Source organism: methane-oxidizing endosymbiont of Gigantopelta aegis (assembly GCF_016097405.1).
Taxonomy (GTDB): Bacteria; Pseudomonadota; Gammaproteobacteria; order Methylococcales; family Methylomonadaceae; genus Methylomarinum.
This window is the reverse complement of the sequence record NZ_JAEHGD010000002.1, coordinates 8,056-29,138: the sequence shown is the minus strand read 5'-3', so window position 1 is coordinate 29,138 and position 21,083 is coordinate 8,056. Positions and strand designations below refer to the sequence as shown.

At 46.4% G+C, this 21,083-nt stretch carries 20 protein-coding genes and 4 pseudogenes; 8 read left to right on the top strand and 16 right to left on the bottom strand.

Features of this window, described 5'->3' with window-relative positions:
- The first annotated feature begins 4 nt into the window (after positions 1-4).
- A complete protein-coding gene (gene glgX, locus JEU20_RS10950) occupies positions 5-2,095 on the top strand; it encodes a glycogen debranching protein GlgX (protein WP_425356713.1) in 2,091 nt (696 codons plus the stop codon).
- Here glgX and JEU20_RS10945 read toward each other — a convergent pair.
- Together JEU20_RS10945 and JEU20_RS10940 are read right to left on the bottom strand one after the other, a co-directional pair.
- Entirely contained in the window at positions 2,092-2,682 is a 591-nt protein-coding gene (locus tag JEU20_RS10945) for an NUDIX domain-containing protein (RefSeq protein ID WP_198246066.1), read from the bottom strand. The two genes, glgX and JEU20_RS10945, sit on opposite strands and share 4 nt — an antisense overlap.
- Positions 2,679-3,791, bottom strand: coding sequence for a PQQ-dependent sugar dehydrogenase (locus JEU20_RS10940; protein ID WP_198246064.1), 1,113 nt, complete (start codon positions 3,789-3,791; stop codon positions 2,679-2,681). The genes JEU20_RS10945 and JEU20_RS10940 overlap by 4 nt, the downstream gene beginning before the upstream one ends.
- A 114-nt stretch (positions 3,792-3,905) precedes the next feature.
- On the opposite strand from JEU20_RS10940, the gene htpX reads away from it, so the two are divergent.
- The 5 genes and pseudogenes from htpX to JEU20_RS10915 all read left to right on the top strand — a co-directional run bounded on the left by htpX (position 3,906) and on the right by JEU20_RS10915 (position 6,725).
- On the top strand, positions 3,906-4,781 hold the full coding sequence (gene htpX, locus JEU20_RS10935; protein ID WP_198246062.1) for a protease HtpX: 876 nt from the start codon (positions 3,906-3,908) through the stop codon (positions 4,779-4,781).
- A gap of 55 nt (positions 4,782-4,836) precedes the next feature.
- A complete protein-coding gene (locus JEU20_RS10930) occupies positions 4,837-5,061 on the top strand; it encodes a DUF2835 domain-containing protein (protein WP_198246060.1) in 225 nt (74 codons plus the stop codon).
- Positions 5,062-5,130: 69 nt separating this feature from the next.
- On the top strand, positions 5,131-5,721 hold the full coding sequence (locus JEU20_RS10925) for a hypothetical protein (protein ID WP_214657307.1): 591 nt from the start codon (positions 5,131-5,133) through the stop codon (positions 5,719-5,721).
- Positions 5,655-6,053: pseudogene (locus tag JEU20_RS10920) on the top strand (IS5 family transposase); the annotation flags it as partial. The gene JEU20_RS10925 and the pseudogene JEU20_RS10920, both read left to right, overlap by 67 nt.
- Positions 6,054-6,239: 186 nt before the next feature.
- The gene (locus tag JEU20_RS10915; protein WP_342590508.1) at positions 6,240-6,725 is read left to right on the top strand and encodes a class I adenylate cyclase; all 486 of its coding nucleotides are present in this window, start codon (positions 6,240-6,242) and stop codon (positions 6,723-6,725) included.
- Here the strand turns inward: JEU20_RS10915 and JEU20_RS10910 are convergent.
- Positions 6,722-8,279 (bottom strand): annotated as a pseudogene (locus JEU20_RS10910) (IS3 family transposase). The gene JEU20_RS10915 and the pseudogene JEU20_RS10910 overlap by 4 nt on opposite strands.
- A 99-nt stretch (positions 8,280-8,378) precedes the next feature.
- Here JEU20_RS10910 and JEU20_RS10905 point away from each other — a divergent pair.
- A complete protein-coding gene (locus JEU20_RS10905) occupies positions 8,379-9,713 on the top strand; it encodes a methyl-accepting chemotaxis protein (RefSeq protein ID WP_198246056.1) in 1,335 nt (444 codons plus the stop codon).
- Between the two features lie 57 nt (positions 9,714-9,770).
- On the opposite strand, the gene JEU20_RS10900 is transcribed toward JEU20_RS10905, so the two are convergent.
- The 3 genes and pseudogenes from JEU20_RS10900 to flgL all read right to left on the bottom strand — a co-directional run bounded on the left by JEU20_RS10900 (position 9,771) and on the right by flgL (position 11,469).
- Complete coding sequence (locus JEU20_RS10900) at positions 9,771-9,995, bottom strand: flagellin (RefSeq protein ID WP_198246054.1); 225 nt, start codon at positions 9,993-9,995, stop codon at positions 9,771-9,773.
- Positions 9,996-10,121: 126 nt separating this feature from the next.
- A pseudogene (locus JEU20_RS10895) lies at positions 10,122-10,869 on the bottom strand (IS5 family transposase).
- A 45-nt stretch (positions 10,870-10,914) separates the two neighbouring features.
- Entirely contained in the window at positions 10,915-11,469 is a 555-nt protein-coding gene (gene flgL / locus JEU20_RS10890) for a flagellar hook-associated protein FlgL (protein ID WP_198246052.1), read from the bottom strand.
- Here flgL and JEU20_RS10885 point away from each other — a divergent pair.
- Positions 11,456-12,066, top strand: a pseudogene (locus JEU20_RS10885) (IS5 family transposase); the annotation flags it as partial. The gene flgL and the pseudogene JEU20_RS10885 overlap by 14 nt on opposite strands.
- 114 nt (positions 12,067-12,180) lie before the next feature.
- Here JEU20_RS10885 and flgK read toward each other — a convergent pair.
- Genes flgK through flgB form a run of 10 tightly spaced genes read right to left on the bottom strand, consistent with a single transcriptional unit; the run spans position 12,181 to position 20,987 of the window.
- Entirely contained in the window at positions 12,181-13,866 is a 1,686-nt protein-coding gene (flgK, locus tag JEU20_RS10880) for a flagellar hook-associated protein FlgK (RefSeq protein WP_198246051.1), read from the bottom strand.
- Between the two features lie 12 nt (positions 13,867-13,878).
- On the bottom strand, positions 13,879-14,781 hold the full coding sequence (gene flgJ, locus JEU20_RS10875; protein ID WP_198246049.1) for a flagellar assembly peptidoglycan hydrolase FlgJ: 903 nt from the start codon (positions 14,779-14,781) through the stop codon (positions 13,879-13,881).
- Positions 14,782-14,795: 14 nt separating this feature from the next.
- Positions 14,796-15,890 carry a flagellar basal body P-ring protein FlgI gene (locus JEU20_RS10870; RefSeq protein WP_198246047.1) on the bottom strand — a complete coding sequence of 365 codons (1,095 nt, stop codon included), beginning with the start codon at positions 15,888-15,890 and terminating at the stop codon, positions 14,796-14,798.
- Between the two features lie 11 nt (positions 15,891-15,901).
- The gene (gene flgH, locus JEU20_RS10865) at positions 15,902-16,576 is read right to left on the bottom strand and encodes a flagellar basal body L-ring protein FlgH (RefSeq protein ID WP_198246045.1); all 675 of its coding nucleotides are present in this window, start codon (positions 16,574-16,576) and stop codon (positions 15,902-15,904) included.
- 22 nt (positions 16,577-16,598) lie between these two features.
- A complete protein-coding gene (gene flgG, locus JEU20_RS10860) occupies positions 16,599-17,387 on the bottom strand; it encodes a flagellar basal-body rod protein FlgG (RefSeq protein WP_198246043.1) in 789 nt (262 codons plus the stop codon).
- A 49-nt stretch (positions 17,388-17,436) separates the two neighbouring features.
- Positions 17,437-18,177 (bottom strand): flagellar basal-body rod protein FlgF, encoded by a 741-nt coding sequence (gene flgF, locus JEU20_RS10855; RefSeq protein ID WP_198246041.1) that lies wholly within the window; start codon positions 18,175-18,177, stop codon positions 17,437-17,439.
- Positions 18,178-18,194: 17 nt separating this feature from the next.
- Positions 18,195-19,484 carry a flagellar hook protein FlgE gene (gene flgE, locus JEU20_RS10850; protein WP_198246039.1) on the bottom strand — a complete coding sequence of 430 codons (1,290 nt, stop codon included), beginning with the start codon at positions 19,482-19,484 and terminating at the stop codon, positions 18,195-18,197.
- A 12-nt stretch (positions 19,485-19,496) separates the two neighbouring features.
- Entirely contained in the window at positions 19,497-20,171 is a 675-nt protein-coding gene (locus tag JEU20_RS10845) for a flagellar hook assembly protein FlgD (RefSeq protein ID WP_198246037.1), read from the bottom strand.
- A gap of 10 nt (positions 20,172-20,181) precedes the next feature.
- Positions 20,182-20,595 (bottom strand): flagellar basal body rod protein FlgC, encoded by a 414-nt coding sequence (gene flgC / locus JEU20_RS10840; protein WP_198246035.1) that lies wholly within the window; start codon positions 20,593-20,595, stop codon positions 20,182-20,184.
- Between the two features lie 2 nt (positions 20,596-20,597).
- Positions 20,598-20,987 carry a flagellar basal body rod protein FlgB gene (flgB, locus tag JEU20_RS10835; protein ID WP_198246032.1) on the bottom strand — a complete coding sequence of 130 codons (390 nt, stop codon included), beginning with the start codon at positions 20,985-20,987 and terminating at the stop codon, positions 20,598-20,600.
- Between the last annotated feature and the right edge of the window lie 96 nt (positions 20,988-21,083).

The window sequence follows — 21,083 nt, the reverse complement described above, 5'->3', positions numbered from 1 at the left end:
AATAGTGTTTAAAACAAAACCCGGAAGTCCTTATCCTCATGGTGCAAAATTTAGCAAAGATGGGGTAAATTTTTCCATCTTCAGCCGCCATGCTGAGAGTGTGGAATTATTGCTGTATAAAACGGAGGACTGTAAAGAGCCTTTTCAGGTTATCACCTTATCCAAGGAAAAACATTGTACGTTTTTTTCCTGGCATATTTTTGTCAAGTTTTTGCCTGCAGGCACTTGGTACACTTGGCGTGTAGATGGGCCAAACCACGATCCCCGTCATACGGGACTGTGTTTTGATAAGGAAAAACATTTGCTTGACCCATGGGCACGCGCGGTCAGCATTAAGAATTGGAACCGTGCATCGGCGTGCTTCCCTGGCGACAATGGTGACTGTGCCATGCGCAGCGTGGTGGTGGATGACAATTATGATTGGGAAGGTGATACACCGCTGGCCATCCGCAGTGAACGCGCCATTATTTATGAAATGCATGTTGGCGGCTTCACGCGCCATTCTTCTTCAAAGGTCAAACATCCCGGTACCTTTTCAGGTGTCATCGAAAAAATCCCTTATTTAAAAAGTTTAGGCATCACCCATGTTGAACTGCTGCCAGTTATGGCATTTGATGAGCAAGATGTGCCAGAACATACCGCCGACCTCGGTTTAAAAAACTATTGGGGCTACAGTACCCACAGTTTTTTCAGCCCACATCCAGGCTTTTGTGTTACCCCGGAACAAGGCACCCATCAACAGGAATTCCGCGATATGGTGAAGGCGCTACATCAAGCCGGTATCGGGGTGATTCTGGATGTGGTCTTTAATCATACCTCTGAATCCGGCGCCGATGGGCCGATGATCAATTTTAAAGGCATGGTCGGCAACAGTTTTTATTTAATCGATAAAGTCGACAAGACCATCTTTCATGATTATACCGGCTGCGGCAATACTGTTAACGCTAATCATCCATTAGTATCACGCTTTATCATTAGCTGTTTGGAATATTGGGTCAGAGATATGCATGTCGATGGCTTCCGCTTTGATTTGGCCAGTGCCTTATCGCGTGGCGAAGATGGCAGTGTTTTAGACGACCCCCCTATTGTCTGGGGTATTGAACTCTCTGAACAACTGGCTAAAACCAAACTGATTGCTGAAGCCTGGGATGCCACCGGTTTATATCAAGTCGGCTGTTTCCCTGGATTCCGCTGGGCCGAATGGAATGGCATTTATCGTGATGTGGTGCGCCAATATGTCCGTGGCGACAAAGACATGGTCAAGAACCTCGCCACGCGTATTTGTGGCAGTAGTGATTTGTATGAAAAACAACAACGCTTGCCAATCAGCAGTATCAATTTTGTAACCTGTCATGACGGTTTCACGCTGAATGATTTGTTCAGTTACAACGAGAAACATAATGAAGCCAATGGCGAACACAACCGCGATGGCTGTAACCATAACCTAAGCTATAACCATGGCGTCGAAGGCGACACTGATGATCCAGCTATTTTGGCATTACGCCGCCGTCAGGCCAAAAATACCTTTGCTATTTTGCTACTGAGTCAGGGTGTGCCGATGTTACTGGCGGGCGATGAATTTTTGCATTCACAGCAAGGCAACAATAATTGTTATTGCCAGGATAATGAATTGGCTTGGCTGAACTGGGAACAGGCTGAACAAAACCAAGACATGGTGCGTTTTGTGCGGTTAATGATTCGGCTCAGAAAACGTCACGCCTCATTGATGCGGCGGCATTTCTTTACCGGAAAGTTAATTGAAGGCCGCGACATTCCCGACATTCGCTGGCAACATACCCGACCGGATCAGATGCCGGAGTGGGACAATCCCGACAACCGCTTTTTAGCCTTTACACTCGGTGCTGCCGACCCTAGGGAGCCGGATATCTTCATTGCATTAAATATGGATGAACATGCTATTTCGGTCGAACTGCCGGTTATCAGCGATCATTATTGGTGTCTTTCGGTCGATACCGCTAGACCGGGTGAGGAGGATATTATTCCACGACCGGAGCAAACCCGCTATTGTGAAACCTCTTATACGATTCATCCCCACTCGGTTGTGGTGTTTGAAAACAAGCTGATTGCTGATTAGCTGCGTAATGCAGGGCGATGAATGTATAACCATTGCAGGGCGATAATCGGAATCGCTGAATCGATTTCGCCCTGCTCCATCATCTGGTAGGCTTGTTCAAATTTAACCGCACTGACCCGAATATCTTCATCTTCGTGGTCCAGCCCGAAAATACCGCCAACATTGCGGCTGTCGATACGCCCGTAGAATAAACTGAGCCATTCAGAAGCGCCGCCAGGGGTGGTATAAAATTCGTGGATCAAACGCAATTCCTGAATTTTGCAGCCCGCTTCTTCTTCCGCTTCCCGAATTGCCACCTCCGCCGCCGTTTCGCCTGGCTCCACCGCACCGGCGACAATCTCCAGCAGCCAGGCCTGTTTTTTACGCAACACCGCGCCAATTCTGAATTGCTCGATCAACACCACTTCATCACGCACCGGGTCATACAGCAAAACGGCGACGCAATCACCACGGCGAAATAATTCACGAACAATTTCATTGCTCCAACCGCCTTGAAACAACGTATGCTTCAAACGATATTTTTCCAACCGAAAAAAACCTTGATAGACGGTTTCCTTAGCAATGACTTGAAGTTGCTTATTGCTCATTTTTGGTAACTTACCCGATAAACCACACCCAACGTATCATCGGCAATCAACAAACTACCATCCGGCATTTGCAAAATATCGGTAGGTCGCCCTAAAACCTGCCCGTCAGATGTTAGCCAACCCTCAATAAAAACCTGTTCACTAATGGCTTTATCGCCCTTAAATTTAATCACGACCACCCGATAACCATGCGGTTTACTTCGATTCCAAGAGCCATGTTGCGCGACAAACAACTGGTTTTTATAGCGTACTGGAAATTGCTGCCCCGTATAAAAACGCAAGCCTAAGGGAGCCATATGCGCTTTAAACTGCCATACGGGGGGAACATAATCTTGACATGATTTTCCTTTCCCGAATTCGGGGTCAAGCACATCGCCGCCATGACAAAAAGGATAGCCAAAGTGTTCGCCTTTTTTACGCCAGCGGTTCAACTCATCGGCCGGCTGGTCATCACCAAGGTAATCGCGGCCATTGTCGGTAAAAAACATCACTTCCGTACCAGGCTGCCAGTCAAAGCCGACGCTGTTACGAATGCCTCGGGCTAATATTTCAAACTCGCTGCCATCCGGCTTTAAACGCACCAATGCCGTGTAAATAGGCTTCCCTGGTAAACAGATATTACATGGCGCACCAACAGCCGTATATAGTTTCCCATCTGGCCCAAAGCGCAGATACTTCCAGCCATGATGCCGATCGCTGGGCAATTTGTTGTAAACAACTTCGGGGTTTAGCCGTTGTCCTAAATGCTGCTGAATATTTCGATACCGGATAATCCGATGTGTCTCTGCCACAAACAGATCGCCATTACGATACGCGACACCATTGGGCATATATAAGCCTTTAGCAATAACAAACCGTTTATCGGCGACACCATCGCCATTACTGTCTTGCAGCGCATAAACACTACCCTGTTGCCGCGTACCGACAAAAACGACACCATCATCGCCTAAAGCCAAGGTTCGGGCATTAGGAACATTCTGGGCAAACAAACTAATTTTAAAACCATCCGGCAGTTTCAAATGCGATAACACTTGCTCTAGTGACATCGCCACAGCACTTGTCGCATAAGCCCAGATGAACAATACCCATAAGCGAATATTTTTCTGCATTTTTTTCTCCCGTGACAAACTTTTTGCCAGTTTACCACTCTATAGCTTGAAAAAAACCCATACCACCCTTATATTTCAGACAACCTAAACTTTAACTCTTTAAGGAATATCGTCATGATGCGAATTTTGTTGTTTCTGGCAACTAACGCGGCCATTTTAGTGGTCATTAGCATTGTTTTTAATCTTCTTGGAATCAGCGGAACATTAGATGCCCAAGGCGTAAACCTGGATCTAAATGCATTGCTGATTATGTCGGCCGTTATTGGCATGACCGGCTCATTCATATCATTAGCCATGTCTAAATGGTCCGCCAAACAAGCCATGGGCGTTTATGTGATTGAGCGACCTCAAAACCAAACCGAACAATGGCTGGTCGATACCGTTGCAAAACTAGCCCGTCAAGCGGGCATCGGTATGCCGGAGGTGGGTATTTTTCAGGCACCGGAACCTAATGCTTTCGCTACCGGCATGAGCAAGGACAACGCCCTAGTCGCAGTCAGCACAGGCTTGCTGCAAAGCATGAGTCCCGATGAAATCGAAGCGGTTCTAGGTCACGAAATCAGCCATGTCGGCAATGGCGATATGGTCACCATGGCACTGATGCAAGGCGTGGTCAATACCTTTGTCTATTTCTTCGCCAGTGTCATTGGTCACATCGTTGACCGGGTTGTATTTAAAACCGAACGCGGTTACGGGCCGGCCTATTACATCACACAAATCGTCATGCAGATTGTGTTATCCATTCTGGCCACCATGCTAGTCATGTGGTTCTCGCGTTATCGTGAATTCCGTGCCGATGAGGGTGGTGCTCGTCTGGCGGGTAAACAAAAAATGATTAACGCGCTCAGAGCTCTGCAGCGCTCCCATGAGCCTGAAGACCTACCAGAACAACTGGCTGCTTTCTGCATCAATGGCGGTCACGTGCAAAAATTATTCATGAGCCATCCGCCTTTAGAAGAGCGCATTGCTGCGCTTGAAAAGCTCCGTTGAGCACTCTAAACTGCCGGCCCTCGGGCCGGCTTTTTTTTGGATAACCTAAGCCCTGATGCATAAATCATTTCGTTTTTATTTGAATATCCGTTATGAGCAATTTTTGAGCGTTTATCGAGGTACGTATTCATCGATACGCACTAAAACACTGGACGGTCGTATCATTGAATTTCCGGCCCGAAAGGTGCAGCCCTTTTTGACCCAGGACGGTATCAACGGCTTGTTTGAAATGACGCTCACGGCAGAAAATAAATTTGTAGCCCTCAAAAAAATCTCCTGACCGCTGCACGGTATCAAGCACCTAAACTTGTCTATACTTGAACCATTCTTGAAAACATCAGCGGATACCGTGTTAAAAAAACAATTTACGCCCATCAAGCTCGGCGCACCCGGTGAAGAAATCGGCCGTAAAGACTTACATCAAGTCATTAGCCGTTTCAAAGTCCTGCACCAGTCGCGATTGCAACATATTCAGCAATTCCTGTTGCCCAGACAGCGGGTTTTTCTGGATATTCTGGCGTTGATTTTTCATCAGAACCATGCCGCATTACCCGGCTTTCATGATACCGAAACGCCTTATGGCATCCTGGACTTCAAACCCGGCCCCATCGCCTTACAAGCCTGCCGACAATACTTCAAGAATTTTCGTTATCGCCGCAAAGCGCTGAACCAATATGCTATCGAGGGTATTTTTTTAATGGGCAGCGTCGGCAGTATGGCGTTTTCCAAAACCAGCGATATCGATATCTGGTTATGTCATGACAGTACGCTGAACTCAAAGCAACTGGATCATCTGCAAAAAAAGGCTTCTGCGGTTGAAACTTGGGCAGAAAGTTTAGGGGCTGTTGCCGTTTTGAAAATCCCCCTTGAAATGCCGGGAACACCAGTAAAATTCATATGGCCGTTGATGCCTGTGGTCTTCCTATTCATTTCTCAGTGACAGGCGGCGAAGTTCATGACTGTAAAGAAGCACCGAAATTAGTTGCAGAGCTCCCAAAAGGTGACTATATAGTTGCTGACAGAGGCTATGACAGTGAAGCATTACGTCTTCAAATTAAAGACAAAGGGGCTGTTCCTGTTATCCCAAGAAAAAAAGAATTCAACTCGGGGAAATGATGAAATGGATTGGTGTCTCTACAAATATCGCCATCTCGTTGAAAATGTGTTTGCAAGACTTAAGCATTTCAGAGCGATCGCCACGCGATATGACAAACTCAAACGAAATTTTGAAGGCTCTATCGCTCTGGCTTGCGCCTTTTATGGTTACCTATGTGAAATGGCAACAGCCCCTAGACCTGGAAGTCCATTTTTTTTTTGATGAATGCAGTGCAATTCAGGCAAGGTCAACATATCCGATTTCATCTGAAAGCAGCGGCGACACCCAACATTATTTGTTACTGGAAGTAATTTTACCGCACGGCCATTTATGTCGCAGGCAAAGCACCGGCTTGGTGGCTGGTGCCACCAGAGCAGGATGCACACTATACCGACTATATCAACCACCTGCTGACCAATCGCTTTATTTCCGATCAAGATATTATTGATTTTGGTGGCCTAGACAAGGTACCCGCCGATGAGTTTATCAGCGCCACCCTGTGGCATATTTATAAATCGCTGAATTCACCGTATAAATCATTATTGAAATTATTTTTAATGGAAGCTTACGCCAGTGAATACCCAGACACCGGCTGGCTGGCTAATCAAATCAAACGCTCTGTCTATGTCGGTAATATGGATTTTGACGCATTAGACCCGTATTTCCTGATCTATCAGAAAGTCGAAAACTACCTCAGGCTAGTGCGCTCCCAAAAACGCCTTGCCCTGGCGCGCGAATGTTTTTATCTGAAAATCATGGGCTCAGCGCCCAACCTGTTACCGGCTGCCGCTAAATGTCAACCAACCTGTCGCATTTTTTGCAATAATTTACGAAATGAATTTTATTAAGCTGCTTGACATTCTGTTGTGTTGAAATTTTCCTTATCCGGATTAAGATAAACATGGCCAATGGGCGTTAAATTTCGTGTTTGTCGTCCATTCCATCGCTCTGGATTGTCTCTTTTTGCTTGCTCGATGACTCGTTTTCTTTTTCGAGTACGGCGCTGTCTAAGCCGTTATGGCGTTGGTTGGGTGTTACAAACTTGAGCGCACTGTGTTGATGTTCATTGTTGAACCAACAAACGAAAGCTTCAACCCAGTTCCTGGCTTCGCTTAATGTTTTAAAAGGGTTTTCTGGAAAGGTATGATGATATTTGACTGTTTTAAATAACGATTCTGAATAAGGATTATCATTACTGACACGAGGTCTGCTGAACGACGTGGCAATGTCTAAATCGACCAATTTGGCCCTTAATGTTGCGCCTTTCATCGGACTGCCGTTGTCAGAATGTATCACCAATTGCTTTTTGTCGATGTTTTCCCGGCGAGCGATATCTTCGATCAAATCAGCAGCGTGTGCGCTTGATTCGGCATCATGAACTTGCCAGCCTACGATTTTCCGACTATAGATGTCCATCACCATGTAGAGGTAAAAATACTGCCCTTTGACGGGGCTTAATAAATACGTAATATCCCACGAGTAGATTTGATTGGCCTGTGTGGCTTTGAGTGACTGCGGTTTATTATGCTGACCTGCGGCTCCTTTAGCTCTGTGCTTAAGCTGGTTGTGGGCTTTCATGACACGATAAAAGGTTGATTCTGATGCGAGATAGCAGCCCAAATCCAATAACCTCGGAACGATTTGATGCGGCGTTAAAGCGCTGTATTCCGGTTTATTAATCACGGTGATGATTTCTTGCTTGATGGCCTCGGATAATTGATTGTGCACAGGCGCTGTATTGTGCAGTCGTAGGTCTTCTGAGAGTCCTTCTCCCCGGTTCCAACGCTGATAGGTTCGAGCTGATATACCCACCAGTTCACAGGCTAATTTCTGCCGCGCTCCATTGTCAACGGCTTCATCAATGAGTGCGCTGTAGTGTTGGCGATCTGAGTAGGCGATTAATCGGCCGCCTTTTCCCCCAGATCGCTTGGCACTTTTTGATAACACCAGTAAAGCCGCTGTTTCTGATAACGCTTTCTCTTTGCGGTTTAGCTCCTTATGCAAACGCTTGTTTTCTTGTTTGAGTTTTGTTTGCGCCTGTTTATATACGGATTCTGTTGATTTAGATTCTGACAAAAATTCCGCTTTCCAGGTATTTAGATGATGTAAGTAGATGCCTTGTTCACGACAATAGGCGCTAGCCTGATCATCGGTGAGATGATGACAATGAACAATGGCTTCAAAACGTTCTACTGTATTCCAATCTTGAGGGCTTTTTTTCTTTTGACATGTTTGACTCTGTTTTTTCGAGTTGATTTTTCTTAGCTAACCGAATCCATTTTTTGAAGTGTGGAGTAACCCACACCTAAAGTAACTGCAATTTGCTTTAGCGATTGTTCTGGTCTTCTGGATAATGCTTTTTCTACTGATTGTACTTTAAATTCTTGGCTAAATACGCTCATTTTTGTCTCCTGATTTAAAATTTCCTAGGCGACAGGTATGTTGACATAGGGGGCGGTTATCGAGAAGCTGAAGCTGCCGCCAGGCATTTTGAAGAAAGCTTGGAAAAATTCCGCCAGCGTTATCAGGATAATCCTGGAAAATTAGCCCAGCTGTCTCATTTAGACAAGGTCTTTAAACACTATTATCAAGAAGGTCAAACGATGGCCAAAGTTTATGTCACAGAAGGTCTTGAAGCGGGTAACCGAATCATGGAAAGTTTTGATGAACAATCTGAACAAATCACTCAACTGGTCGGGCAGCTAAAAACAGAGCATGTCAAACAGGCGATCGAGCTGACCGATCAGGTTACAGAACAAACCTGGTGGGCCTCAACCCTAGGCAGTTATTTGTTAGCCGTGATAATCGCTGTCTACTATGCAATATCGACCGCTAATCGATTGTATGGGCAATTAGGCATTGATCCTTTTTATGTCAGGGGAATCGCCAAGGAAATTGCTCAGGGTAATTTACAACGGGACATCCACCTAGAAGACGGTGATAACAGCAGCTTACTGTTCGCGATAAAAACCATGCAGGGCAATCTCAAGCAAGTGATTCGCCAAATCATACAAGGTGCTGAACAAATCAAAACTGCTTCCGACCAGTTAATGCAGGCATCACAGATCATTGCCTCCAGTTCTGACACCCAAAATCAATATGCCTTGACAACAGCCTCAGCAATGGAACAAATGACCGCCAGCATTCGTGAAATTTCCAGCAAAACCACGCTTTCTGCCGAGCAGGCATTACAGGCCGGCCAGGTTGCCGATGAAGGCTATACCGTGGTGAATGACGCTGTAGAAGAAATGCAAGAAATTGCCGATGCGGTCTCAGAATCATCCCGGATTATCGGGCAATTGAGTGAAAGTTCCCAGCAAATTTCAGACGTGGTCGAGGTGATTAACCAAATTGCGACCCAAACTAATTTATTGGCGCTCAATGCGGCCATTGAAGCTGCCCGCGCAGGTGAGCAGGGACGGGGATTTGCAGTGGTTGCCGATGAGGTTCGAAGCCTGGCGGAAAGAACATCACAATCAACCCAGGAAGTGGCTAAAATTATTGAAGAAATTCAAAACAACGCGGCCGAGGCTGTAATCAGTATGGAAAAAGGCCGCAAAAATGTTACCGAAGGGGTTGAAAAAGCCCAAAAAGCAGGCAGTAGCATGACGACAATTAAGGAAAACACCGATACGGTAGCCAGCTCGGTAACCGATATTTCCAATGCAATGGAGCAACAAAATACCGTCGTCACAGAAGTTTCCCGGGATGTAGATAAAATTTCTGAGTTAGTGCAGGAAAACAATAATTCAGTCAACGAATTAGCTTCAACGATCTCTCAGCTCAAAAAAATGGCCGATGACCTGAATAACGCCATTGGAAAATTTAAAGTTTGAGCTGTACCTGAATCGGTTCTTTCTATGCCGATTCAGGTTTTGTTTCCCGAGCAGCCATCAAATAAATTGGAACAGTGACAAATTTTGTACCTTGGCAAAAGCTTGTTGCGAGGCTTGCAGCGCCAGGGTTTCCTGATTGAATTGACTGATGGCGCTGGCATAATCTAAATCTTTTAATCTAGATTTAGCCGTCTCCATATCCAGCAGATAATCGGCGTGCGCATTTTGTTGTTTTTCGATCAAATTAAGCCGTGCGCCGACCGACGACTCGGTGGTGATCATTTTCTGAAGATAAGGCTCGAGCTGGCCTAATGTCGCAGCCGAGGGGTGCCTGCGCGCAATTGGGCGGTAAAGGTTTGAATCACATCAAACACGCTATCGGCCGAAGTATTAGGGGCTGTTGCCATTTCACATAGGTAACCATAAAAGGCGCAAGCCAGAGCGATAGAGCCTTCAAAATTTCGTTTGAGTTTGTCATATCGCGTGGCGATCGCTCTGAAATGCTTAAGTCTTGCAAACACATTTTCAACGAGATGGCGATATTTGTAGAGACACCAATCCATTTCATCATTTCCCCGAGTTGAATTCTTTTTCTTGGGATAACAGGAACAGCCCCTTTGTCTTTAATTTGAAGACGTAATGCTTCACTGTCATAGCCTCTGTCAGCAACTATATAGTCACCTTTTGGGAGCTCTGCAACTAATTTCGGTGCTTCTTTACAGTCATGAACTTCGCCGCCTGTCACTGAGAAATGAATAGGAAGACCACAGGCATCAACGGCCATATGAATTTTACTGGTGTTCCCGGCGACAGATTTCCCTATCGCTGTTTCTTGTTCACAGGCCGCACCACTACTATGCTGATGTGCTTTCACAATACTCCCATCAATAAATTCCCATTCCAGGTCTGGATCAACAACCAAGGCGTTAAAAATACCATCAGTTTTTTCTTTACGAGACCAGTCATTGAATCGTTTATATACCGCATTCCAATTACCAAAAGCCGTGGGTAAATCTCTCCAGGGACAACCTACTCGCAAGCGATAAAAAATACCTTCGACTGTTTTTCGAAGACAAGGTTTGTCATAAATTCCCATTTTCAACATAATTATCTTCAGTTTCTCCCAAAGTTCATCCGTAAGCATTTGTCGGGGCATAGTTTGCTTGTTTTTGAGTCAAAATAAACAATCTATGTGGCGGAGTTATTGAATTTCAAGGGGATTTTCAAAACGGCAACAGCCCCTAGTTGTCGGGCCAAAAACGCTGTTACCTGGGTCGCCATCGGCCACAGTCAACCCGTCATTGATCTGGATTTGGCGCTGATTGCTATCGCCTTGATAAACAAATGGTGTACCCGCTTGAAACGGAACTTGCTGACTCATCATGCCGGCAAACAAATACTCGCCATTAGCGTTTTGGGTGTTGGCCAGACTCAGCAACTGCGCGCCCATTTGATCGATTTCATCGGCAATCGTATCGCGATCGGCTTGATTATTGATGCCATTCAACCCTTGCAAACCTAAGTCTTTAATCCGGTTCATAACATCCAGCGCACTTTTCAAGGTTGTTTCCTCCAGCCCCAAACGTTGCTGAGCGGCATCCAGATTGTCCTGAAATTGTTTGACCTGATCAATGCGCTGCTGAAATGCCATCACCTGCGCATTATCCAGGGGCGCTTCGCTGGGTTTTAGATATTTTTCACCGGACGCTAGGGGCTGTTGCCGTTTTGAAAATCCCCCTTGAAAAGATTTACCCACGGCTTTTGGTAATTGGAATGCGGTATATAAACGATTCAATGACTGGTCTCGTAAAGAAAAACTGATGGGTATTTTTAACGCCTTGGTTGTTGATCCAGACCTGGAATGGGAATTTATTGATGGGAGTATTGTGAAAGCACATCAGCATAGTAGTGGTGCGGCCTGTGAACAAGAAACAGCGATAGGGAAATCTGTCGCCGGGAACACCAGTAAAATTCATATGGCCGTTGATGCCTGTGGTCTTCCTATTCATTTCTCAGTGACAGGCGGCGAAGTTCATGACTGTAAAGAAGCACCGAAATTAGTTGCAGAGCTCCCAAAAGGTGACTATATAGTTGCTGACAGAGGCTATGACAGTGAAGCATTACGTCTTCAAATTAAAGACAAAGGGGCTGTTCCTGTTATCCCAAAAAAAAGAATTCAACTCGGGGAAATGATGAAATGGATTGGTGTCTCTACAAATATCGCCATCTCGTTGAAAATGTGTTTGCAAGACTTAAGCATTTCAGAGCGATCGCCACGCGATATGACAAACTCAAACGAAATTTTGAAGGCTCTATCGCTCTGGCTTGCGCCTTTTTATGGTTACCTATGTGAAATGGCAACAGCCCCTAATTTCAATTGCGACTGATTGACTTTGTTTTGTTGCAACAACACCGCATTCAACCCCAGTTGATGGCTCCAGGCTGTTGAAATTTTCATAATGCCTCCTTATCCAACCGCATTGATCAGCGTGTCAAAAATCGTTTTTGTGGTCGCAATCGATTGTGCTGAAGCTTGATAGGCCTGCTGCAATTTAATCAGCTCGGCCGCCTCTTCATCCAGATTGACCCCGGAAATATTACTCATTTGTTCTTTGGCATTGTTCAGCAACACCTCCTGCGCCGAGCGACCGATTTTGGCCGACTGCGTTTTATTGCCGACATCGGTTATCAGTTGCGTAAATTGATCCTTGAAGCTGGCAGTCCCTTTGATCATGCCTTTTTGTTGTTCCAGCGCCGCCAATGCCAGCGCATTACGGTTATCCCCCGGCAGTGGGCCACCAGCGCTGTTCAGACTACTGGCCGCTGCAATCTTGCGCGGATCAGTCAAGGCAACACCGACTGATTCGGCAGCCGCATACGTTGGCCGAATTAAAAATTCATCGCCGACAGCGGGCGCAGTACCAATTGAAATACTGATACCCGGCAAGGTGTCAGGCAATGTAGCGACCAGATTCCCCCCAACATTGTTTAACGAGATAACCGAATTATCTGACAAGCGTTTAAGGCTATAACTAGGACCTACGCCCACGCTGAGCTGGTAATCGCTGTTGTCGATAAGGCTTATTGCATTGCTGTCGAAAGTCACATTGATCGTGCCGGTGTTGCCGACAGGTGCTTGTACCGGCACTGTAGCAATACCGGAAAACAAGTCGCTACCGGCAACTCCGTTCAGATCAAACCCTGCCGCATGTTGTTTATTCACTTCCAATACAAAACTGGCCGCTAATTGCCCTAATGATTGTTGCGCCGGTGTCAACAGGTCATCCCGAAAACGGATCAAGCCTGACAATTTACCCCCAGATAATTGCGGCGTAATATCGGTAAATGTACCAGTTGACGGGTCTTTAACGCCAATTTGCAATTTTTCACTATCCAACGGCGATTGTTGAACACTAACAGGCATTGCACCATTAGATAACACCAACGGCTGGCCTTGGCCGATAAAAACATTCAATACATTGTTTCCTCCAGGCACTACGGATACATCAATGACTTCTGATAACTTACTGATCAGTAAATCACGCTGGTCCAGTAGATCATTGGCTTTGTAACCGACATTGGCAGCGGAGCTTTGTTCAGCTATTTTCTTGTTCAGGTTGGCAATCGACTTGGCATAGCTGTTAATATTCTGCACAGCACCTTTAATATCCTGATTGACCTGCGCCCTCAATTCCTTCAGCCGGCTTTGTATGGTGGAAAAGCGGCTGGTTAAAGTCGTCGCCTCTGATAACAGGGTTTGCCGCGCCGGTATCGAGGTCGGATCATTGGCGACATCATTCATGGCATTGAAAAATTGTTTCATCGCTGGCATGACTGACGTGTCTTGACTGGCCATCAGGTTATCGACCTGCTCAGCCATCACATAATATTGGTCAGAATCGTTAAATGCCGCTTGACTGGAGCGCAGCTGGCGGGTGGTAAATTCATCATATTGCCGAGCAATATCGGTAATATGCACACCCTTACCCACAAATCCACCGCCGGTGCGTTGCGCTGCGTTCGTACCCAACTCAACCCGTTGCCGACTGTAACCTTCGGTATTAACATTAGCAATATTATGACTGACAGTTTGTAAAGACCGTTGCAAGGTGTTTAGCCCTGAAACGGCCGTGTCTAAAATACCTGATGCCATAATCGTTACCTTTTAGTTCATTGCCAACCGGGTTGCCCCTTTATACACCCGCATGACTTTGCGGGCGTATTCAGGGTCTGTTGCATAACCGGCTTTTTGTAATTCATGCATATATTGTTCCGGATTTGACGAAACCTTCAATGCCTGTTGATAACGCGGGTTGTTTTTAATAAACCGCGCATAATCCATAAAGCTTTGCCGCCAGGAGCCATACGATCTGAACTTAGCCTTTTGTTTATGCGGTATTCCACGTTCAAATTCCAGCGTCACTTTCTCGACGCTTTCGCCTTTCCAATATTTATCGGCCTTGATATTAAACAAATTAAAACTACTACGACCATCGGCATGGGTTAGCACGCCTTTCCCCCAACCTGTCTCCAGCGCCGCTTGTGCTAACAATACCCCCGCATCGACACCGAGCTCATTAGCAGCCTGTTCAGCAAAGGGGCGTAAGTGTTCTACAAACTGCTGTCGATTATTGATAGGTGGATTGCCTGTTGAGGTAATGCTTTTACTCTGTTCAGTTTTATTCTCAGTGTGTACTGCATTACTCTGCCCCCGGGCCTGCAGTGGCCGCCGCAAATAGTCTTCCACCCCCAGCGTCGCATTCTGTTCTTGGGCTTTTGGGCTGAGCTGTTTGACGATCAAGTCCGCCAAGCCGATACCAGGTTTGGCAGACAGATGAACTGCCAATTGCTGATCGTACATATCCTGAAAGAATTTACTCTGATCACTATCCATAATGCCATCGGCTAATTTTGCCTGGCGCATGCTTTTTAGCACCATACTAAGAAAAATAGACTCGAACTGGGCGGCAACTTTTTGCAGGGCGGCAGGATCATGTTTCCGAGCCGCTGTTTTCAATTTGGCCAACCCTGAAAAATCGGTATAAACCTCGGCATCCTGTAGTTTCATGTCTCTTTACCCGCTTAAATCACAATCAATTCGGCCCGCAACGCGCCAGCGGCTTTCAGCGCTTCCAGAATTGCCACTAAGTCACTGGGTGCTGCCCCCACAGCATTGACTGCTTTGACGATTTCATCTAATGACACACCAGGGTTAAAGACAAACATATGATTTGCCCCTTCCTCTTCAACCTTGACCTCAGATTGTGGCGTAACCGTGGTTTGTCCTTGCGCTAGCGGATTCGGCTGACTGACTTGCGGGTTTTCGCTGATAGTGACCGTCAAACTGCCATGCGAAACCGCCGCAGGCTGCACTCGCACCTTGCTGTTGATAATCACCGTTCCCGAGCGTGAATTCACGATCACTCGAGCCGGTGCATCATCTGGCAATACATTCAGATTTTCGACCAAGGATGCAAACATCACCCGCTGCGACCTGTCCGCTGGGGCACTCACCCGCACCGAGGTCGCATCAATGGCATGCGCTGCACCTTCGCCCAATTTTTGGTTAATGGCACGAACCATACGGGTTGCGGTGGTAAAGTCTGGATTATGCAAATTAAAGATGAGTTCATTGGCATTTTCGAATGGCGTCGCCACTGTTCTTTCAACTGTTGCTCCACTCGGAATTCGGCCAACAGTCGGGTTATTCACCGTAATATTAGAGCCATCTGCACCTGATGCACTCAAACCACCGACCACTAGATTCCCTTGCGCCATAGCATAAACCTTACCATCGACACCTTTTAATGGACTCAGTAACAAGGTTCCTCCACGCAAGCTTTTAGCATCACCGATTGACGATACAGTCACGTCAATAGTTTGTCCCGGCTTAGCAAAAGGTGGCAATTCTGCACTCAATGCCACCGCGGCAATATTTTTTGCTTTTGGATCAATTCCAGGTGGCAAACGCAAACCTAATCGAGTCAACATATTGGCCAGGGTTTGGCCAGTAAATTCAGTTTTATCGCCTGATTTTGGCAATCCCACGACTAAACCATAGCCCACTAACTGGTTACTGCGAACACCGGCCATTGAAGCTAAGTCTTTGATTCGTTCAGCCAATACCCATTCGCTGCACAAAAACAGCATCAAAAAAACTATACATCGTCGCTTCATCACGGCTCTCCTTAAAATGGAAAAATGGGACTCAAAAAGAAGCGGGCTAGCCATCCCACCTTGCTGGAATCAGCAATACTGCCTTCGCCGGTATACATGATGGTGGCATCTGCAACCTGGGTTGACAATACGGTATTATCCGCAGCAATATCTTCCTGCCTGACTATGCCGGATACCCGAATAAATTCATCACCATCATTCAGCGTCATTCGCTTCTCGCCCCGGACTTTCAAATTACCATTGGGCAATACTTGAACGACGGTGACAGAAATATTCCCGGTTAGGGTGTTGTTCTGTTGCGCCTGCCCTTCTCCTTGGAATCGATGTGTCGATTTCATTTTGGTTTCCAAGTCATGTCCTAGCAAAGCTTGACTGGCAACTCCCCATAATGTGGGGGCTGTCACCGAAACCGAGTTGTCCTTGGCAGCATCCAGACTGGCCTGTTTTTTAGCTTGGGTATTTTCTTGCAACACAATAGTAAGAATATCGCCGACCCGTCTGGCAACACGATTCTCAAACAGTCTGACATCATAACCAGCCTGGTAAATCGAACCGGTATTTTGTACCGGCGGCCTTAAATCACTGGCCTGTACCGGTGCAAAGTCCGGGTCACGCTTGGGCAAGCTGCCCCCACACGCCGTCAACAGCAATGCTATCAGTACAATACCTATCGTCTTAATGTTCATAGCATGACCTGCTTGTATCGCACTAGAGTTGCTGGGTAATAAAGGACAACATTTGGTCGGTTGTCGAAATCGCCTTCGAATTCATTTCATACGCCCTTTGTGTCTCGATCATATTGACCAATTCCTCGACCACATTGACGTTAGAGGTTTCCAATGAACCTTGAAATAAAGGCCCGTATTCATTCTCACCCGGATTACCAATAACCGGCGCACCGCTGGAAACCGACTCTCGATACAGGTTTTCTCCAACAGGCTCTAAGCCGGTTGGATTAACAAAGTCAGCTAATTGAATCTGGCCTAGCTGAACGGGTGTTGCATTGCCGGGCTGCAAGGCTGATACCGTGCCATCGCGGCCGATAGTGAGTGACATGGTATCCGGCGGCACCGTAATCGCAGGTTGTAATTCAAGACCACCAGAGGTCACGATTTGTCCAGTCGAGCTGAGTTTAAACTCACCATTCCGGGTATAGTTAATATCCCCATTGGGCATCAGTATCTGAAAAAAACCACGCCCGCTGATCGCAACATCCAGGGAGTTTTCCGTCTGTTGGAGATTGCCTTGGGTGTGAATTTTTTCCGTGGCGACAGTTCTGACCCCGGTGCCTAGCTGTAACCCTGAGGGGAGTTCAGTATTCTGTGTGGATTGTGCACCGACCTGGCGAATATTCTGATACACCAGGTCTTCGAACAAGGGTCTGGATTTTTTAAACCCCGTGGTATTGACGTTGGCGAGATTATTGGAAATCACCGCCATTCTGGTTTGTTGGGCATCGAGGCCGGTTTTGGCCACCCATAAAGCTCTTTCTGTCATAACACCCTCCTGATGACGTTTTTTTGTCTTATCAAGAGTGATGCAGTTTCTATGCCATTTGCATCAACTTTGCTGAAACACTGGCATTTTCATCAGCATTTTTCATCACTTTGGTTTGCAACTCAAAATGCCGCGCTAATTCGATCATCGATACCATGGCTTCAATGGTATTAACATTACTGCCTTCTAATGCCCCTTGGACCAGGCTGACATCGGCGCTAGCTGGCACAGATGCTCCTGCTTTGGCATACATCAGACCATCGAGTCCTTTCTCCAGCGCCTGAGGTTCGGGCTTAACCAGCTTTATCCTGTCAGCTACAACCAGGGTCGCCGCATTGCTACCTAACGGTACAATACTGATGGTGCCATCACGACCAATCTCAAGCTTATCGTACGGCGGAATGGCAATCGGCCCATCATCCCCTAAAACCGGCAAACCGGCCTCAGTTTGCAATTGGCCTTGTGGTGAAATCTTCAAATTCCCTGAGCGGGTATAGGCTTCTTGGCCATCCTTGCCTAAAACTGCCAGCCAGCCAGCCCCTTTTATGGCTACATCCAGATTGCGCCCAGTCGTTTGTAAAGCCCCCATACTCATATCCGTCGCGGGGCGCTCGGTCATAGCATAAACCCGGGTCGGATAACCCGGGCCAAATACCGGCATGCTGCGAAATTGATGTAGATCCGACTTGAAGCCCGTGGTCTGACTGTTCGCCAAATTATTGGCATTGGCCGTTTGCGCCAGTAAAGTTTGCTTGGCGCCACTCATTGCAATAAAGAGACTACGATCCATGAGCTTTTCTCCTGGGCTTAAATATTCAGAATACTCTGAATAATCTGATTTTCAGTGGTAATAGTCTTGGCATTGGCCTGATAGGCTTGCTGAGCGACAATCAAATTAACCAACTGCTTTGACAATTCAACATTAGATGCCTCAAGCGAACCCGATTGAATCACCCCAAAATTATTGGAGCCAGGTTGCCCCGAAACCGGATCGCCGGAACCGGCATTTTGTCCCCAAGTGGTATCACCTAGCTTGGACAAGCCTTGCGGATTTGAGAAGCGACTTAATGCCACCTGTCCCAATGTTTTAGAACCGCCATTACTGAACCGAGCAAAAATCACCCCTTCATCATCGATATCGATACCGGTTAACTGTCCGGCAGGCAAGCCATTCTGATTAAGCTCATTGACACTGAACTTTTGATTGAACTGAGTTGAACCAAAATAACTAAGCTTGCTGATGTCAATATCGCTGGCCCCAGTAGCTGGCGTAATCGCATAAGGTGCTAAATCGAATAGCCCATCCACGACGCCAGTAGTTGTGTTCACTGGTGCTTTTAGATTGCCGACCGCATCAAATTTCAATTCCCCAAAAGCATTACCGTTTTGTAAAGTCACTGCATTACCATCAATATAATGATAAACCCTCCAGGTCGGATCACCGGCAACCACGCCTTTATTGACAAAATAAGTGGTAAAAATATGCGACGTCCCAAATGAATCATACACAGTGGCCGACGTCTGACTCGTATAGGTATTGACATTTGTTTTGTCAAAAGGCGTGACCGCGGCGGGGGCTTTACTAGCATCAAGATTTACCACAATACTAAGCTCATCTGTTGCACGCGGCTGACCGGCAATGGTATTAATTTGGATAGGTTGCATCACGCCAGTACTGAAGCCATCGGCTACGGTATTACCATTTGGCCGGTAGGCCAGTAATGCCTGCCCCTGATTGTTAACAATATAGCCGTCCTTGTCGAGTTTGAACTCCCCTGCCCGCGTATAAGAACGATTGTTCACATCAGTAGGGCTGGCCGCCAAGCTAAAAAAACCCTCACCACTGATCGCCAAATCAAGACTGTTATCGGTAAAATTCAGATTTCCCTGGTTAAATTGTTGCGCCACATTGGAAACCCTTACACCCGACCCTGCCGTGATTGAGCTCACTCCACCCAGACTTGCTGCATAAACATCGGCAAACTCAGTCCGTGACTTTTTAAAGCCTGTCGTGTTGGCATTGGCAATATTATTCCCGGTTACCGCCAGATTCTTAGATGCAGCCGCTAGACCGCTTAATGCTGTACTAAATCCCATCGCTCACCTACCTTACAAAATTTGTTTGATTTGACTGAATTTGACTGAACCGAGACCTTGCAGATTAACCTTTAAGCCCTGGCTACCTTGATTCAAACTGACGCTTTCCACTTTGGATTTTATATGTGTTTGCAATACCGTATTCTGCTTTCCGATTTTAGCCTCGACTTTAACCTGATAAACGCCAGGGTTTGCCAATTCATTATTGTCGGTCACTCCATCCCAACTGAATGCCATATCACCCTGAGCCTGGGAGCCTAAATCAATGGTCCGAATCGTCTCACCCGTCGTCGGGTCTGAAATCTTCAAAACCACAGAGCTGGCTGACTCAGGCAGTGTCACGCTACCGGAAATCGTGCCACCAGCGGCGAGCAAGCCTTCTGTTGCCGGAGCGGCAACATATCGCCCCACAAGACTTGCCGCCTGCAAAGTCTGGCCGGAGCTGACAGAGTCTGCAAAATCCTTAAACGATTTTTGCAAATCTTGAATGCCGGAAACAGCACTAAATTGCGCCATTTGTCCTAAAAAATCACCATTATCCATCGGTTTTAATGGGTCTTGATGAGTTAATTGCGTCGTCATCAGCTCTAAAAATTGTTCTTGCTGTAAAGTCGCTTCTTTAGGTTTATTTTTATCAACAGTTGCTAAACCTAACTCTTTATATTGACTGAGGGCATCGATAGACATGACTAATCTCCTATTGTCCCATTCTCAAAGTCTGCAGCATTAACTGCTTAGCCGTATTCAGCACTTCGACATTATTCTGATAGGATCGTGATGCCGACATCATATTAGCCATCTCTTCCACCGTATTGACATTCGGTTTATAGATATAACCATTTTCATCCGCCATCGGATGATTAGGCGCATATTCCATCACGGGTGGTGCCTGGTTTTCGACTACGCCTTTGATCATCACGCCGCTGGCCGCCTGCTGTGTATCCAATAAATTTTTGAGTTCGGCAGCAAACACCGGTTGTCTGGATTTATAAACCTGATCAATGCTACTGCTTACACTATTGGCATTGGAGATATTGCTAGCAACTAGGTTTAAACGTAAGTTCTGTGCATTCATACCACTGCCGGCAATATCAAAGATTTTCATGGTCATGTTTACTCTCCTTTAATCGCCGTCATCAATCCAGAAAATTTGCCATTGATAAACCGCAGACTAGCTTGATACTGCACTGCATTTTCCGCGTATTTCGCTTGTTCGATGTGCTCTTCAACGGTATTGCCATCTAACGATGCCTGTTGGGGATTGCGGTATTTCAATTCCGCGCCAAGCCATTGTTGGTCGGGGGCAATATGCCCTTGCCGGGTGGTTTCCAGATTGATATGAGAAGATTGCTGCCGTAAAACCGCTTTGAAATCCAGATCCCGCGCCTTATAGTCAGGCGTATCGGCATTCGCCAGATTGGCGGCTAAAAGTTCGCTGCGTTTTTCCCGCAGCATCAACGCATCAGGATGAAGACCTAAAGCCGATTGAAAGTCAATTGCCATAACTGTCACCATTTTGTCTTTTTACAAAATGACAAGCAGTTTATGTACCAACTTTTAGGGAAAATTTAAAAATAAGGATAACTGCTCACCCGGTTA

What these genes read in the sequence shown, in the direction of transcription:
- flgJ (WP_198246049.1), bottom strand. Translation starts at nt 14,781, where the DNA reads ATGAAACTACAGGATGCCGAGGTTTATACCGATTTTTCAGGGTTGGCC.
- JEU20_RS10930 (WP_198246060.1), top strand. Translation starts at nt 4,837, where the DNA reads ATGCATAAATCATTTCGTTTTTATTTGAATATCCGTTATGAGCAATTT.
- flgK (WP_198246051.1), bottom strand. Translation starts at nt 13,866, where the DNA reads ATGGCATCAGGTATTTTAGACACGGCCGTTTCAGGGCTAAACACCTTG.
- JEU20_RS10940 (WP_198246064.1), bottom strand. Translation starts at nt 3,791, where the DNA reads ATGCAGAAAAATATTCGCTTATGGGTATTGTTCATCTGGGCTTATGCG.
- JEU20_RS10845 (WP_198246037.1), bottom strand. Translation starts at nt 20,171, where the DNA reads ATGTCTATCGATGCCCTCAGTCAATATAAAGAGTTAGGTTTAGCAACT.
- flgF (WP_198246041.1), bottom strand. Translation starts at nt 18,177, where the DNA reads ATGGATCGTAGTCTCTTTATTGCAATGAGTGGCGCCAAGCAAACTTTA.
- flgE (WP_198246039.1), bottom strand. Translation starts at nt 19,484, where the DNA reads ATGGGATTTAGTACAGCATTAAGCGGTCTAGCGGCTGCATCTAAGAAT.
- flgC (WP_198246035.1), bottom strand. Translation starts at nt 20,595, where the DNA reads ATGACCATGAAAATCTTTGATATTGCCGGCAGTGGTATGAATGCACAG.
- JEU20_RS10945 (WP_198246066.1), bottom strand. Translation starts at nt 2,682, where the DNA reads ATGAGCAATAAGCAACTTCAAGTCATTGCTAAGGAAACCGTCTATCAA.
- htpX (WP_198246062.1), top strand. Translation starts at nt 3,906, where the DNA reads ATGATGCGAATTTTGTTGTTTCTGGCAACTAACGCGGCCATTTTAGTG.
- flgB (WP_198246032.1), bottom strand. Translation starts at nt 20,987, where the DNA reads ATGGCAATTGACTTTCAATCGGCTTTAGGTCTTCATCCTGATGCGTTG.
- JEU20_RS10900 (WP_198246054.1), bottom strand. Translation starts at nt 9,995, where the DNA reads ATGATCACCACCGAGTCGTCGGTCGGCGCACGGCTTAATTTGATCGAA.
- flgH (WP_198246045.1), bottom strand. Translation starts at nt 16,576, where the DNA reads ATGAACATTAAGACGATAGGTATTGTACTGATAGCATTGCTGTTGACG.
- flgG (WP_198246043.1), bottom strand. Translation starts at nt 17,387, where the DNA reads ATGACAGAAAGAGCTTTATGGGTGGCCAAAACCGGCCTCGATGCCCAA.
- JEU20_RS10870 (WP_198246047.1), bottom strand. Translation starts at nt 15,890, where the DNA reads ATGAAGCGACGATGTATAGTTTTTTTGATGCTGTTTTTGTGCAGCGAA.